Annotated in this window: 12 protein-coding genes; 7 read left to right on the top strand and 5 right to left on the bottom strand. The window is 72.3% G+C overall.

Translation table 11 applies throughout. The annotated features are described in order from the left end of the window. Positions 1 to 1,227: glycoside hydrolase family 15 protein (locus AOK11_RS33210; RefSeq protein ID WP_055597389.1), on the top strand; the 1,227-nt coding region annotated here is incomplete at its 5' end. 3 nt (positions 1,228 to 1,230) lie between these two features. On the opposite strand, the gene AOK11_RS33205 is transcribed toward AOK11_RS33210, so the two are convergent. Beyond that, positions 1,231 to 2,268, bottom strand: coding sequence for a hypothetical protein (locus AOK11_RS33205; RefSeq protein WP_055597387.1), 1,038 nt, complete (start codon positions 2,266 to 2,268; stop codon positions 1,231 to 1,233). Between the two features lie 218 nt (positions 2,269 to 2,486). Here AOK11_RS33205 and AOK11_RS33200 point away from each other — a divergent pair, with 218 nt between their 5' ends. Both AOK11_RS33200 and AOK11_RS33195 read left to right on the top strand, forming a co-directional pair. Further along, on the top strand, positions 2,487 to 4,766 hold the full coding sequence (locus tag AOK11_RS33200; protein ID WP_055597386.1) for a heavy metal translocating P-type ATPase: 2,280 nt from the start codon (positions 2,487 to 2,489) through the stop codon (positions 4,764 to 4,766). Between the two features lie 331 nt (positions 4,767 to 5,097). Further along, positions 5,098 to 5,763 (top strand): phosphatase PAP2 family protein, encoded by a 666-nt coding sequence (locus AOK11_RS33195; protein WP_055597385.1) that lies wholly within the window; start codon positions 5,098 to 5,100, stop codon positions 5,761 to 5,763. A gap of 49 nt (positions 5,764 to 5,812) precedes the next feature. Here the strand turns inward: AOK11_RS33195 and AOK11_RS33190 are convergent, their stop codons facing one another. From AOK11_RS33190 to AOK11_RS33175, 4 genes are all read right to left on the bottom strand, one after another. After that, on the bottom strand, positions 5,813 to 5,992 hold the full coding sequence (locus AOK11_RS33190) for a hypothetical protein (RefSeq protein WP_055597384.1): 180 nt from the start codon (positions 5,990 to 5,992) through the stop codon (positions 5,813 to 5,815). Continuing rightward, positions 5,989 to 7,104 carry a Gfo/Idh/MocA family protein gene (locus AOK11_RS33185; RefSeq protein ID WP_055597383.1) on the bottom strand — a complete coding sequence of 372 codons (1,116 nt, stop codon included), beginning with the start codon at positions 7,102 to 7,104 and terminating at the stop codon, positions 5,989 to 5,991. The genes AOK11_RS33190 and AOK11_RS33185 overlap by 4 nt, the downstream gene beginning before the upstream one ends. A gap of 184 nt (positions 7,105 to 7,288) precedes the next feature. Beyond that, the gene (locus tag AOK11_RS33180) at positions 7,289 to 8,146 is read right to left on the bottom strand and encodes a response regulator (protein WP_079035242.1); all 858 of its coding nucleotides are present in this window, start codon (positions 8,144 to 8,146) and stop codon (positions 7,289 to 7,291) included. Continuing rightward, positions 8,143 to 9,933: a sensor histidine kinase gene (locus AOK11_RS33175; protein WP_055597382.1), complete on the bottom strand. Its 1,791-nt coding sequence runs from the start codon at positions 9,931 to 9,933 to the stop codon at positions 8,143 to 8,145. Before AOK11_RS33175 ends, AOK11_RS33180 begins: the two co-directional genes overlap by 4 nt. 401 nt (positions 9,934 to 10,334) lie before the next feature. On the opposite strand from AOK11_RS33175, the gene AOK11_RS33170 reads away from it, so the two are divergent. The 4 genes from AOK11_RS33170 to AOK11_RS33155 form a co-directional block, all read left to right on the top strand. After that, on the top strand, positions 10,335 to 11,318 hold the full coding sequence (locus AOK11_RS33170) for a Bug family tripartite tricarboxylate transporter substrate binding protein (RefSeq protein ID WP_055597388.1): 984 nt from the start codon (positions 10,335 to 10,337) through the stop codon (positions 11,316 to 11,318). Next, positions 11,315 to 11,851, top strand: a complete 537-nt coding sequence (locus AOK11_RS33165) for a tripartite tricarboxylate transporter TctB family protein (protein WP_055597381.1) — start codon at positions 11,315 to 11,317, stop codon at positions 11,849 to 11,851. Before AOK11_RS33170 ends, AOK11_RS33165 begins: the two co-directional genes overlap by 4 nt. A 1-nt stretch (position 11,852) precedes the next feature. Then, positions 11,853 to 13,346 carry a tripartite tricarboxylate transporter permease gene (locus AOK11_RS33160; RefSeq protein ID WP_055597380.1) on the top strand — a complete coding sequence of 498 codons (1,494 nt, stop codon included), beginning with the start codon at positions 11,853 to 11,855 and terminating at the stop codon, positions 13,344 to 13,346. Positions 13,347 to 13,603: 257 nt separating this feature from the next. Then, the coding region (locus AOK11_RS33155; RefSeq protein WP_055597379.1) for a GDSL-type esterase/lipase family protein at positions 13,604 to 14,587 on the top strand (984 nt) is incomplete at its 3' end.

The following is a 14,587-nucleotide window of genomic DNA, read 5'->3' as shown; positions in this document are numbered from 1 at the left end:
CCCCGCCGCTGCGCGCAGCGGGAGGCGGAGGAGCAGTTCGGTGAGACCGTGCGGTACTGGCGGCGCTGGCTGTCCTCCTCGCGCTACCGCGGCCGCTGGCGGGAGATGGTGCACCGCTCCGCCCTCACCCTGAAGCTGCTCACCTACGCGCCGACCGGGGCGATCGTGGCGGCACCCACGACGAGTCTGCCGGAGGAGCTCGGCGGGGAGCGCAACTGGGACTACCGGTACGTGTGGGTGCGGGACGCGGCTTTCTGCGTATACGCGCTGCTGCGGCTGGGCTTCTCCGAGGAGGCCGCGGCGTTCATGGGGTTCGTGTCCCGGCACGTCAGCCCGGGTACCGACCGCCCCTCCGGCCCTCTGCAGATCATGTACGGCATCGACGGCCGCACCGACCTGTCCGAGCGCGAGCTCGGACATCTGGAGGGGTACCGGGGCTCGGCACCGGTGCGGGTCGGCAACGCGGCGTCCGACCAGTTGCAACTCGACATCTACGGGGCGTTGATCGACTCGGTCTACCTGTACGACAAATGGGCCGAGCCGGTTTCCAGCGAGCAGTGGGACCGTGTGTGCGCGCTGGTGGACTGGGTGTGCGCGCACTGGGACCAGCCCGACGAGGGGATCTGGGAGACGCGCGGCGGGCGCAAGAAATTCCTCTACTCACGGCTGATGTGCTGGGTGGCGATCGAGCGGGCCATCCGCATGGCCCATCGGCGCGGGCTGCCCGCCGACCTCCCCCACTGGCAGGCGAGCCGCGACAGCGTCTACCGGCGGATCATGAGCCATGGCTGGTCCGACAAGCGCCGGGCCTTCGTGCAGCACGAGGAGGGCGACGTGCTGGATGCGGCGGTACTGATGATGCCGCTGGCGAAGTTCATCGCGCCGACCGACCCGAAGTGGCTGTCCACCCTGGACTCCCTCACCGAGGACCTGGTGTCGGACTCCCTGGTCTACCGGTACGACCCACGGACGAGCCCGGACGGCCTGCACGGCGGCGAGGGCACGTTCTCCATCTGCACGTTCTGGTACGTCGAGGCGCTGACCCGGGCCGGCCGGCTCGACGAGGCGTCCCTCGCCTTCGAGAAGATGCTGACGTACGCCAACCATCTCGGCCTGTACGCCGAGGAGATCAGCCACAGCGGGGAACAGCAGGGCAACTTTCCGCAGGCGTTCACGCATCTCTCGCTGATCAGCGCCGCGTTCAATCTGGACCGCGCCCTGGGCTGAGGTTCAGTGGCCGTGGCCTGCTCCTCGGCCGTCGTCGCCGGGATGATCCGAGGTGCCGGCGTCCGGTGCGTCCGGTGCGTCCGGTGCGGGAGTCCTCGCTTCCGTGTCCGTTCCCGCTTCCGCCCCCGGCTGTGTGCCCGCCCGGAGCGTGAACGCCGCGGTGCGGACGACTCCGTCGTGCTTGAAGTCCAGGAACAGCCGGTAGCTGCCGACGCTGGGCGCCGTGGCCGCGAACGAGACCGTCGGGCCGGGCTCGGTCCTGCCGTCGCCGGGTTCGCCGCTCGGGTGGACGTGCAGATAGGCGAGGTCCCCGGAGCGCAGGGCCACCAGGTGGCCGTAGGCGCCGAGGTAGGGCTGGAGGTCGGTGACCGGCTTGCCGTCGCGGGAGACGGTCAGGTTCAGTTCGGTCCCCCGCCCCGACCGCAGTGTCCCGTCCAGCCGGACCTCGTAGCCGTCGACGCGGGCCGTGTCGCGGGGTGCGGGCAGCTGCTGCGGCCGGTAGGGGCCGGAGGCGGCGAGATCCGCGCCGAGGGTGATGTTCCCGGCACCCTTCTTCGCCGGCGTGAAGTCGGCGAAGACCCGGTAGCCGCCCGCCTTCGGCAGGTCGACCGGAGTGCTCCAGGTGCCGTCGGCGGCGCGCGCGGGGTGCAGATGGCGGTAGGTGAGCAGGTCGCGCGAGGCCACGATGAGATGGAGTTCCTTGTCGTGCTCGCGCTGGTACTCGGTGACCGCCCGCCCCCTCTCGTCCCGGACGGCGAATCGCAGGTCGGTCCGGTGGCCGGCCTCGACCCTCGGGGTCCTCAGGTCGAGGGTGTAGCCGTTCTCCGAGACCTGCAGGCCTCCCGCCGGGGTGGTCTCGTGCCCGCCGTGGCCGTCCTGCTCGTGCGGCGCGGATGCCCCGGGGGCGTGCTGCTCGTCGTGCGCGGAGGCGGGTGCACCGTCCTTGACGACCGGGTCCAGCCCCTGGCCGACGCCGTACGCCGCGCCGAAGGCAGCGGCCAGGGCTGCGGCGAATGCGGTGATCTTCAGTCCGGTCTGCATGGCCGTCTCTCCTCGGGAACAGCGCGTCCGGCCCGGCTCCGGGTCGGTGTTCACACACCTCAAGATACCCCTAGGGGGTATCGAGTCAAGGTCGGACGACCCTTGAATCATATACCTCCGGGGGGTATATCTGAACATGCGGGAGGGGATACCCCCGGCCCGTATACCGCGGCCACCGTCGGATACGTCCCGGTCGGCCCTCGTCCTCAGGAGCGCTCATGACCGTCCATACAGCCGGCCCCGGTGAAGAGACCGGGGCCGGGGCCGCCGAGGGACAGGTGGAGCTGGTCATCGGCGGGATGACCTGCGCATCGTGCGCGGCGCGGGTCGAGAAGAAGCTCAACCGGATGGACGGGGTCACCGCCACCGTCAACTACGCCACCGAGAAGGCCCGGGTGTCGCACCGCGAAGGCGTCACCGTGCAGGACCTGATCGCCACCGTGGAGGCGACCGGCTACACGGCACAGGAGCCCGCGCCGCCTGCAGGCGAGGACGCTCCGGCCCCGGACGCCCCCGACGAACTCCGTTCACTGCGGGAACGCCTGGTCACGGCCGTGGTGCTGTCGGTGCCCGTCGTGGCGATGGCGATGGTCCCGGCCCTGCAGTTCGAGTACTGGCAGTGGCTGTCCCTGACGCTCGCGGCACCCGTCGTGACCTACGCGGCGTGGCCCTTCCACCGGGCCGCCCTCACCAACGCGCGGCACGGCGCGGCCACCATGGACACGCTGATCTCGGTGGGCACCTCGGCGGCGTTCCTGTGGTCACTGTGGGCGCTCTTCTTCGGCACCGCGGGCACCCCGGGCATGACCCACCCCTTCGAGCTGACCATCACCCGTTCGGACGGCGCCGGGAACATCTATCTGGAGGCCGCCGCGGGTGTCACCGCGTTCCTCCTGGCCGGGCGGTACTTCGAGGCGCGCGCCAAGCGGAAGGCGGGTGCGGCGCTGCGGGCGCTGCTGGACCTGGGCGCGAAGGACGTCACCGTGCTGCGCCCGGACGGACGCGAAGAGAAGGTTCCCGTCGGGGAGTTGACGGTGGGCGACCGTTTCCTGGTGCGTCCGGGCGAGAAGGTCGCGACCGACGGTACCGTCCTCGAGGGCACCTCGGCGGTGGACGCCTCCCTGCTCACCGGCGAGTCCGTCCCCGTCGAAGTGGGTGCCGGGGACGCGGTCACCGGGGCCACCCTGAACGCGGGCGGACGTCTTGTCGTGGAGGCCACCCGGGTCGGCTCCGACACCCAACTGGCCAGGATGGCACGGCTGGTGGAGGACGCGCAGAACGGGAAGGCCTCGGCGCAGCGGCTCGCGGACCGGATCTCCGCGGTCTTCGTGCCGGCGGTGATCGCGCTGGCGCTGGGCACGCTGGGCTTCTGGCTGGGCAACGGTGCCGGACTCACCGCCGCCTTCACCGCGGCCGTCGCGGTGCTGATCATCGCCTGCCCGTGCGCCCTCGGGCTGGCCACCCCGACCGCGCTCATGGTGGGCACCGGACGCGGCGCGCAACTCGGCATCCTCATCAAGGGCCCCGAGGTCCTGGAGTCCACCCGCCGCGTCGACACCGTCGTCCTCGACAAGACCGGCACGGTCACCACCGGCCGGATGACCCTGCTGGCCGTGCACCCGGTCGCGGGCACCGACGAGTCCGAAGTTCTGCGGCTGGCAGGCGCGTTGGAGCACGCCTCCGAGCACCCGATCGCCCGTGCCGTCGCCGACGGGGCGCTGGAGAAGCTGGGCGCCCTGCCCGCTCCGGACGACTTCGCCAACGTTCCGGGACTCGGCGTCCAGGGAGTCGTGGACGGCCACGCGGTGCTCGTCGGCCGGGAGCGGCTGCTGGAGGAGTGGGAGATGAAGCCGTCGGCGGGCCTGGGCCGGGCCCGGGAGGCCGCCGAGGCGGCCGGGCGCACCGCCGTCCTGGTGGCCTGGGACGGCGAGGCGCGTGCGGTGCTGGAGATCGCCGACGCCGTGAAGGAGACCAGCCCCGAGGCGGTACGCCGGCTGCGCGCGCTCGGGCTGCGGCCCTTCCTGCTGACCGGTGACAACGAGGCGGTGGCCCGGTCCGTCGCCCACGAGGTCGGGATCGCGCCGGAGGACGTCGTCCCGGAGGTCCTGCCGCAGGAGAAGGTGGAGGTGATCAAGCGCCTTCAGGCGGAGGGCCGTTCGGTCGCGATGGTCGGTGACGGGGTCAACGACGCCGCCGCGCTGGCCCAGGCCGACCTCGGGCTGGCCATGGGCACCGGCACGGACGCGGCGATCGAGGCCGGCGACCTGACCCTCGTACGGGGCGACCTGCGGGCCGCCGCGGACGCGATCCGGCTGTCCCGCCGCACCCTCGCCACCATCAAGGGCAATCTCGTCTGGGCCTTCGGCTACAACGTCGCCGCGCTGCCGCTGGCCGCGGCCGGACTGCTCAACCCGATGATCGCGGGAGCGGCGATGGCCTTCTCCTCAGTCTTCGTGGTGGGCAACTCCCTCCGCCTGCGTACCTTCCGGGCGGGCTGACGGGACACTGCCGTCGGGGGGCGAGCGGCGTACCGGGGGAACCCGGGCGGGCGCCGGCATCCCGTACGGCCGGTTCCGGGCGGGTCCCCCGTACGGCCGCGTCCGGAAGCTCGCACGTACGGCCGTACGGCGCCTGGCCGCGCCGCTCCGGGCAGGCCGGTGCGGCGCGGTCGCCGGGCGTGGCGGCGCGGGTGGCGGCAGGGGTGCGCGCACGTACGGGGCTGACCACGCGTACCGTGGGCACCTGGTGATTCCCGGTCCGCGGTGCGGGTGTGCCCAGCGGGCCCGGACGCGCGGACCCTGCTCCACCACACCACCGCGGGAGAGACGAATGAGCGAGCCGACCACCACCGACCAGGGCGGAGCCCGCCCGCTCACGACGCCTGTGCCCCCTGCCGACGGCCTCCGCCGGGTGGTGTCCGCCGTCCTCAGTGATCTCAGGTCCGTCGACGGCGCCCTGTACGCGGCGGTGGCCGCCACTCCCACTCCCACCCTCGACCGGGCGCTGCGCCGTCTCTCGCACGCCGCCGACCACTCGAAGATCTCGTTCGCCGTCGCCGGTGCCCTCGCCCTGGGCGGGTCGCGGTCGCGCCGGGCCGCGCTCGTCGGGGTCGGGGCCATAGCGGTGGCGTCGGCGTCGGCCAACATCCTCGGCAAGCGCCTCGTCCGCAGGGACCGGCCGGACCGGGAGGCCGCCCGGGTGACCGTGGACCGGCACGTTCCGATGCCGACATCGGCCTCCTTCCCGTCCGGGCACACCGCGTCGGCGGTCGCTTTCGCCACCGCCGTCGGTACGGTCCTGCCCGCCGCCTCCGTCCCGCTCGGCGCACTGGCCGGCGCGGTCGGCTACTCACGCATCCATACGGGCGTGCACTACCCGGGTGATGTCGCCGCCGGCGCGGTTCTGGGCATCGCGAGCGCGGCCACCGCCCTCGCCGTGGCATCGGCCCGTCTCCCCCACTCGTACGGGAACTCCAGGCCGCTGCGGGGGCGGTGACCGGCGTGCGCCCCAGGGGCTGCCGCCAAAGGTCCGGTCGTTCAGTCGTTCACCCGTACGACTTGCGGGACTCGAAGGCCTCGGAGTCGCGGTGGTGGACGTGGCGCAGGATCTCCGTGCCGCTTGCGGAAGTGACCGTGCCGGCTTCACCGCGGGACGGCCTCACCGCGAGGTGACCGGCGCGGAGACCGCGGGGGACACGCTCGGCATGCTCGGCGCGGGCGCTCATGCGTGCTCCTTCGGAGCCCAGTCGGGGTGGCCGCCGTGCATGGCCGTGTGGAAGGGGTCGCCGACCGCGATCTCGCCGGCCCGTACCGGGCGGCCGGTGAACGCGGACTTGTACAGGGCGGCGGCGAACTCGAGGGTGTCCCGGGCTTCTTGACCGCTGCCCGGCGGCCGGACCCCGGCGTCGTAGGCGTCGAGGAGTGCGCCGAGCTGGGCCGTGTGCGAGCTGGGTACGTCGGGCGGCGGGGTGCGCCAGGCAGCAGCGCGTGCGGCGGGGACGTGCCGCGCCGGGGTGTACGACCAGTCGTCGTTGCGGTGTCCGTACAGGTGGGTGAGCTCGACCGTGGCGTCGGCGCAGTCCACGCGGACGCGGCTCACCTCGTCCGGCGAGAGCACGCTGTTGACGACGGTGGCGAGGGCGCCGCCGCGGAAGCGGACCAGGGCGGTGGAGACGTCCTCGCTCTCGGTGTCGTGGACGAGCCGGCCCGCCATGGCCCGTATCTCCTCCCACGGGCCGAGGAGATGGAGCAGCAGGTCGTACTGGTGGATGCCGTGCCCCATCGTCGGCCCGCCGCCCTCGGTGGCCCACCGCCCGCGCCAGGGGACGGCGTAGTACGCGACGTCCCGGTGCCAGGTGGTCTGGCAGTGCGCGACCAGCGGGGTGCCCAGCGCACCGCTCGCGATCAGTTCCCGGGCATGGACGGAGCCCGAACCGTAGCGGTGCTGGAAGATCACGGAGGCGTACGCGCCCGACGCCGCCTCCGCCGCCGCGATCTCGTCGTACTCGGCGAGCGACAGGCACAGCGGCTTCTCGCACAGCGCCCAGGCTCCGGCCCGGAGCGAGGCCACCGTCTGCTCCCGGTGCAGCGACGGCGGTGTTCCGATCAGCACCAGGTCGGGGCGTACGGCATCGAGCATCACCTCCACCGAGGCGTACCCGGCGACCTGCCCGCCGGCCAGTTCGCGGAAGGCGTCGAGCCTGTCCGGGTCCACATCGACGGCGGCCACGAGTTCGGTGCGGTCGATGTGGGCCCGCAGCGCCGGCAGGTGGCTGTCGGCGACGATGGCGCCGGTGCCTACGACGGCGACGCGGCGGCGGACAGGGGGCAGGGACATCGGCACTCCTCCGGACGGTCGGCGGGCCCACGCTGCCGACGGGCTCCCGGAAAGTCCTCGCCGAGCCTTTAGAAAGCGCTTGCATCCGCTGCTCGACCCTAGATCCGGGTGCGGGCGGGGACAACCCCGCGCCGTGGGCGGGTTCGCCCCGCACGAGGCCGGGCCGGGGCGCCGGCCCGTACCTCTACGCCCGCGCCCCGCCGCCCGAGCGGAGCCCGTCGGCCTGGTCCCCGGCCTGCCCGTCGGCCTGCCCGTCGATCTGCGGTGCGGGCTGCGGTGCGGGCTGCCGCCGGGTCCCCCGGCCGGGCCGGCCCTCCGGCGGTCCCAGGAACCGGTAGCGGCGTTCCGGCCGCCCTGCCGCCCCGTACCGCAGGGAGACCTCGGCCCTGCCCACGGTGTGGAAGTGCTCCAGATAACGGCGGGCGCTGACCCTGGAGACACCGGTGAGAGCGGCGCACTCGGTGGCCGACAGCGTGCCGTCGGCCTCGCGCAGGACGCGCTCGACGAGTTCGGCGGTCTCCACGCTCATGCCCTTGGGCAACGCCGGCGCCGTGGTCACCGGTACCGGCGCTCCGGCCAGGACCCGGTCGACATCGGCCTGGCCCCGCACGACCGCGCCGAGCAGCCGGCCGCGCCGGACGGCGTACCGCTCCAGTCGTGCCCTCAGGTCCTCGGACTCGAACGGCTTCAGCAGATAGTCGACGACCCCCTGGCGGACCGCACCGCGCACCGTGCCGGCCTCCCGCGCGGCGCTGATGACCATCACGTCGCAGTCGTGTCCGGCGCTGCGCAGCCGGGGAATCACGTCGAGGCCGAACAGGTCCGGCAGATACAGGTCGAGCAGGACCAGATCGGGACGGAGTCCGTCCACCGCGGCGACCGCCTGCTCGCCGGTGCCGGCGACGCCGACGACCCGGAATCCCTCGACGCGTTCGACGAAGGCGCGGTGCACCCGGGCCACCATGAAGTCGTCGTCGACCACGAGCACGTCGATCGCGTCGGCGCCCGCGGATTCCGCGTACTCGCCATATGTGCTGGTCATCGGCCGGCTCCTTCCGCCACCGCGTCGGCGAGGTGGCTGACGGTCATGCGGGCGGTGAACATCGCCCCCTCCGGGGTGTTGGTCACCGAGATCTCACCGCCGTGACGTTCGCAGACGAGGCGGGTGAGCGCCAGGCCGATACCGCGCTCGCCCTCCTGGGCGGCCTTGGTGGTGAAGCCGTGCTGAAAGACCTCACGGGCCAGCTCGGGGGCGACACCGGGGCCGGAGTCGCGCACGACGATCTCCACGCTGGCGGCGTCGTGGCGCAGCTCGACCTCGACCCAGGCCCCATGCCCGTCGTCCCCGGCCCCGGTCCCGGGGTCACCCGCGGTGGCCGCCGCCGCGTCCACCGCGTTGTCCACGAGGTTGCCCACGACCGTCGCCACGTCGGCGGCGTCCTCGGGGGCGAGCCGGTCCAGGGCGGTGCTCTCGGAGATGCGCAGGCTCACCCTGCGTTCGGCGGCGAGCGAGGCCTTCGCCGTCAGCAGGGCGGCGAGGGCGGTGTCCCGCACCCGCCGGCTCAGCGTGACGTCGAGGGACTGGCGGCGCCGGCTCAGGGCCCGGACGTAGCGCACGACCTCGTCCTGTTCACCGATCTGGATGAGCCCGGAGATCGTGTGCAGTTGGTTGGCGAACTCGTGGGCCTGGGCGCGCAGCAGTTCGGAGGAGCTGCGGAAGGAACCGATCTCCCGTTCCAGCCGGGCGAGTTCGGTGCGGTCCCGCAGGGTGGTGACCGAGCCGAGGGAGCGCCCGTCCTTGGTGACGGTCATCCGGTTCATCACCAGCACCCGGCCGTTCCGGACGACGACCTCGTCGCGTCGCCGGCCCGCCTCGTGCGGCGGCCGGTCACCCGCTCGGGGCCGCGGCCGGTCACCCTCCCGGTCCTGCGACCGGTCACCGCCCTGCTCCCGCGTCCGGTCGATCCGGTGCGATGGCCGGCTCCCCGCTTCGTGCTGCGTCCCGGCGAGCACGTCCCGCAGCCGCCCGTCGATGCCGAGGGCGTCCAGGCTCTGGCCCACGCAGTCCTCGGGCAGGGCCAGCAGACGGCGGCCCATCTCGTTGACCAGGGTGAGCCGGTGCTGCGGGTCAAGGGCGATCACGCCCTCGGCGATGCCGTACAGCATGGCTTCACGGTGTTCGGCGAGTCCCGCGATCTCGCGCGGCTCGAGGCCGAGGGTCTGCCGCTTGACGCGTCGCGCGAGCAGCCAGGAGCCGGCCACCCCGAGCCCGCTGGCGATACCCAGGTAGGCCAGCAGATACGAGGAGGCGCCGCTGAGTCGCTGCCACACCGTCGGGTCGGCCGTGCCGATCATCACCGTGCCGAGGTGGCGCCCCAGATTGTCCTGGGTCGCGCCGAGGACCGGCACCTGGGCGACCCGCTCACGGCTGCCGTCGAGCGTCAGCGGGCCCGACCAGCCGCGACCGCGCACGGCGCCCTCGCCCGGAGGCAGCCGGTCGCCGATCACCGTGGGGTTCGTGGAGGCGACGATCCGGCCGTCCGGGCCGGCCACGGTCACCGAGGTGACCCCGGACTGGGTCTGGGTGGAGTTCACCAGCGCGGCCAGGGCCTCCCCGGGCACCGGTCGCACCAGCCTGCTGCGCACCAGCGGGTTCGCGGCCAGTTGTTCGGCGAGCGCGCCGACCCGGCGGCCCTCGACCCGGTTGAAGGTCGCCTCCGACTGCGCCAGGGAAACCGCGGCGACCGCCAGCAGCACCATCACGACGATGGCGAGTTGGAGCACCAGCATCTCGCCCGCGAGGGTCTGACGACGGAAGGTGACGGCCACGACGTACTCGATCTCTCCTGTCGGCGGGCCCGCCGGCCGACGGACTCTCCCTGCCGACGGACTCTCCGGTCGGCGACGCGCCCACGCCCCGGCGGGCACGACGAGGCGCGGCGCAGGTGGCGGGCGCCCCATCATGGCGCCCACCTGTGTCTCTCGGGAAGGGATGGGCCCGGGTGAACGTGCGGAGGCGGACACCGGAGCGCCCGGCGACGTGCCCGCGCAATGGGCCGCTGGCGTGCTGAAGCGCTGAGGCAATGAGGCGCTGACGCAATGACCAAAACCTCCGTTGGTTCCGCAAGCGAGACAGCCGGGCGGCGCGCGTGCACCATGTGGCGCACGTCACCCGCCCCCACAGGGCTCTGCGTGACCCCCAGACGATCGACCGACAGGTGGTGGCATTCGTGCGCCTGCGCACCCCCCTCGCCCTGCTCGGGGCCGCCGTGCTGGTGCTCGTGGGTCCGCCGCTGCTCACGACCGGCAGCGGCACCGAGACCGGCACACAGATCCCGGGCCTGCGCTTCATGGTTCCCAACACACCCGGCGGCGGCTACGACATCACGGCCCGTACGGCCGCGAAGAACGCCGAGGACGCCGGGCTCACCCACAACATCGAGGTGTTCAACCTGCCCGGCGCCGGCGGCACCGTCGGTCTCAGCAGGCTGGTGAGCGAGCACGGCAACGGCAAGCTCGCCATGTCGATGGGCCTCGGTGTCGTCGGCGCCGTCCGGTCCAACGACGCGCCGAAGACCCTCGCCGACACCACCCCCGTCGCCCGGCTCACCGAGGAGCAGGACGTCGTCGTGGTCGCCAGGAACTCCCCGTACAAGACGATCGACGACCTGATCGGCGCCTGGAAGGAGAACCCCGGCAAGGTGCCGGTGGGCGGCGGTTCCTCGCCCGGTGGGCCCGACCATCTCGCGCCGATGCTGATGGCGCGTGCCGCCGGGATCGCCCCGAAGCAGGTCAACTACATCCCGTTCGACGGCGGCGGTGAACTGCTCGCCTCGATTCTCGGCAACAAGGTCGGGTTCGGCGTGTCCGGCGTGGGCGAGTACCTCGACCAGATCAAGGCGGGCGAGCTGCGCCTGCTCGCGGTCACCGGACCGGAGCGGGTCCCCGGGCTGGACGCGCCCACCCTGCAGGAGGCGGGATACGACGTGAATTTCACCAACTGGCGGGGCATCGTGGCCCCTCCCGGTCTGACCGATGCCGAGCGCGACCAACTCATCGCTCTGATCGAGGAGTTGCACGACTCGGAGGAATGGCGCGCGTCCATGAAGCAGAACGGCTGGGACGACGCCTTCCTGACGGGTGAGGAGTTCGGCGACTTCCTGGACGCCGAGGACAAGCGCGTGGTGTCCGTTCTGAAGGAGCTCGGACTGTGACGACACCGACCACCGACCTGTCCCCCGCGCCCGCCGAACGGCGCTCCTGGTTGCGTGACCACTCCGAACTCGGTGTGTGCGTACTGCTGTTGATGCTCGGTGTGCTCGTCCTGACCGACGCCCTCACCATGGACGTCGACATCGCCCAGCGCGGCCCCGTCGGACCGAAGACGGTACCCGTCGTGGTCGGCGCCGGACTCCTCGTCGTCGCCGCCCTGCTCGCGGTGGACGTGGTGCGCGGCGGGCGGGGCCAGGCCGAGACCGGCGAGGACGTCGACCTGTCCGAACCCGCCGACTGGCGCACGGTGCTGCTGCTCACCGGGGTGTTCCTCGGTTCGGCCGTGCTCATCGAACCGCTCGGCTTCCCCGTCGCCGGCGCGCTGCTCTTCTGGGGGGCGGCCTTCGCCCTGGGCAGCCGCAGATTCGACCGCGACCCGCTGATCGCCGCGGTCGTCTCCCTCGTCGCCTACACCGTGTTCAACAACCTGCTCGGAGTGCCGCTGCCCGGTGGTCCGCTGATGGGAGTGCTGTGACGTGAACGCCCTCACCTCCCTCATGGACGGCTTCGGTACCGCCCTGACCCCGATCAACCTGCTGTGGGCCGCGATCGGTGTGCTGCTGGGCACCGCGATCGGTGTACTGCCCGGCATCGGCCCGGCGATGGCGGTGGCGTTGCTGCTGCCGGTGACGTACGGCCTCGACCCGATCGGCGCGTTCATCATGTTCGCGGGGATCTACTACGGCGCGATGTTCGGCGGTTCGACCACCTCGATCCTGCTGAACACACCGGGGGAGAGCGCCGCCGTGGTCGCGGCCATGGAAGGCAACCCCATGGCCAAGTCGGGTCGTGGCGCGCAGGCGCTGGCGGCCGCCGCGATCGGCCACTTCGCGGGCGGCATGATCGGCACGGTTCTGCTGGTCGCGCTGGCGCCTGCGGTCGCCGAACTCGCCGTGGACATCGGAGCTCCGGACTACCTCGCCATCATGGTGCTGGCGTTCATCGCCGTGACGTCGGTGCTGGGTTCCTCGCGGATCCGGGGGCTGGCCTCGCTGCTGATCGGCCTGACCATCGGTCTGGTGGGCCTGGACCAGATGACCGGCCAGCAGCGGCTGACCTTCGGCTCCCTCCAGCTGGCCGACGGCATCGACGTGGTGATCGTCGCGGTGGGCCTGTTCGCCATCGGCGAGGCGCTGTGGGTCGCCGCGCATCTGCGGCGCAGGCCGCCCGAGCCGATTCCGGTGGGCCGGCCGTGGCTGGGCCGCGACGACGTGCGGCGCACGTGGAAGTCCTGGGCGCGCGGCCCGTTCATCGGCTTCCCGTTCGGCGCGATCCCGGCGGGTGGCGCGGAGATCCCGACCTTCCTGTCGTACGTCACGGAAAAACGGCTGTCCAAGCACAAGGACGAGTGGGGCAAGGGCGCCATCGAGGGCGTGGCGGGGCCGGAGTCGGCGGCGTCCGCCTCGGCGGCCGGCACGCTGGTGTCCATGCTGACGCTGGGTCTGCCGACCACCGCGGTCGCGGCGGTGATGCTGGCCGCTTTCCAGCAGTACGGCATTCAGCCGGGCCCGCTGCTCTTCGAACGGGAGCCCGACCTGGTGTGGGGTCTCATCGCCTCGCTGTTCGTCGGCATGGTGCTGCTGCTCGCCCTCAACCTGCCCCTGGCACCGGTGTGGGCGAAGCTGCTGCACATCCCGCGGCCGTACCTCTACGCCGGGATCCTGTTCTTCGCGGCGATCGGCGCGTACGCGGTCGGTGGCGAGGTGATCGATCTGGTGACCTTGCTGATCATCGGTCTGATCGGCTTCGGTATGCGGCGATACGGCCTGCCGGTCCTGCCCGCCATCATCGCCGTCATCCTCGGCCCGGCCGCCGAGCAACAGCTCCGCCGCGCCCTGCAGATCAGTGACGGCAGCGTCTCGGGCCTGGTCAACACACCCTTCTCGGTCACCGTGTACGCGATCATCGTGCTGCTGCTGGCCTGGCCGCTGCTGAAGAAGGTGGTGACCCGCCGGCGCGCCGAGCACTGATCCCGGTCACGGAGTTCTCCTTGAGGGCATGCCATGGGCGTGGCGCACAGGTGCGCCACGCCCATGAGGCACAGGGAAACCGTGAGGGACCAACCGCACGGCACCCGGCGGAGCGACCGCACGCACACCACCGGGCCGACCGTACGGACACCACCACCCCCGGCGCTCCCTCGCTCCAACCTCTTGACGCGTAACCGACAAGGGTGGCTTGATACTTTCATGGGAGCGCTCCCACATTACCTAGGGAAGGGAACGCCATGCGCGTCATCGATCACTTACCGCTACGGGTTCTCCTCGCACTGACCGCTCTGCTCCTCCCGCTCGGCCTCACCCTCACTCCCCCCTTCGCACCCCGCGCGGCCGCCGCGCCGGACGCGACCCCCGTCCGCGTCATGCCGCTGGGCGACTCGATCACCGGCTCACCGGGCTGCTGGCGGGCCCTGCTGTGGAACCGGTTGCTGGACGCCGGCCATACGGACATCGACTTCGTCGGCACCCTGCCCGGCCAGGGCTGCGGCGTGGCGTACGACGGCGACAACGAGGGTCATGGCGGCGAGCTGGTGACCAACCTCGCCGACCAGGACCTGCTGCCCGGACGGCTGGCGGCGACCCGACCGGACATCGTTGTCATGCACTTCGGTACGAACGACGTCTGGAGCAGCGTCTCCCCCGACCGCATCCTCGCCGCCTACACCAAGCTGGTGTCTCAGATGCGGGCGGCGAACCCGGACACGCAGCTCCTGGTCGCCCAGATCATCCCGATGAACCCCGCCGGCTGCACCGGCTGCGCCCAGCGCGTCGCCGACTTCAACGCGCGGATTCCCGGGTGGGCCGCGGAGACGAGCACCACCCGTTCCCCGGTGACCGTGGTCGACCAGTGGACGGGCTTCGACACCGCCACCGACACCTATGACGGCGTGCACCCGGGCGACGCCGGCAACGAGAAGATCGCCGCCCGCTGGTACCCGGCCCTGGCAGACGTTCTCGATCAGGGCGTCCCAGGTGATCCCGGTGATCCGGGCGACCCCGGTGACGACGCCACCTGCACCGCGTCGTTCCGGGCCGGTTCGGCCTGGCCGGGTGGCTACCAGGCCGAGGTGACGGTACGGAACACCTCCACCGTCGCGCTCACCGGCTGGACCGTGACGGTCGCACCGGCCGACGGCGCGCGGCTGACCCAGGTGTGGGGCGGCACGCTCGACAGTTCCGCAGACGGCACGGCGACCGTCACGGTCCAGCCG

This window comes from Streptomyces hirsutus (genome assembly GCF_001418415.1).
In the GTDB taxonomy this organism is placed as follows: domain Bacteria; phylum Actinomycetota; class Actinomycetes; order Streptomycetales; family Streptomycetaceae; genus Streptomyces; species Streptomyces hirsutus.
This window is presented reverse-complemented; position numbering and strand designations above follow the sequence as displayed.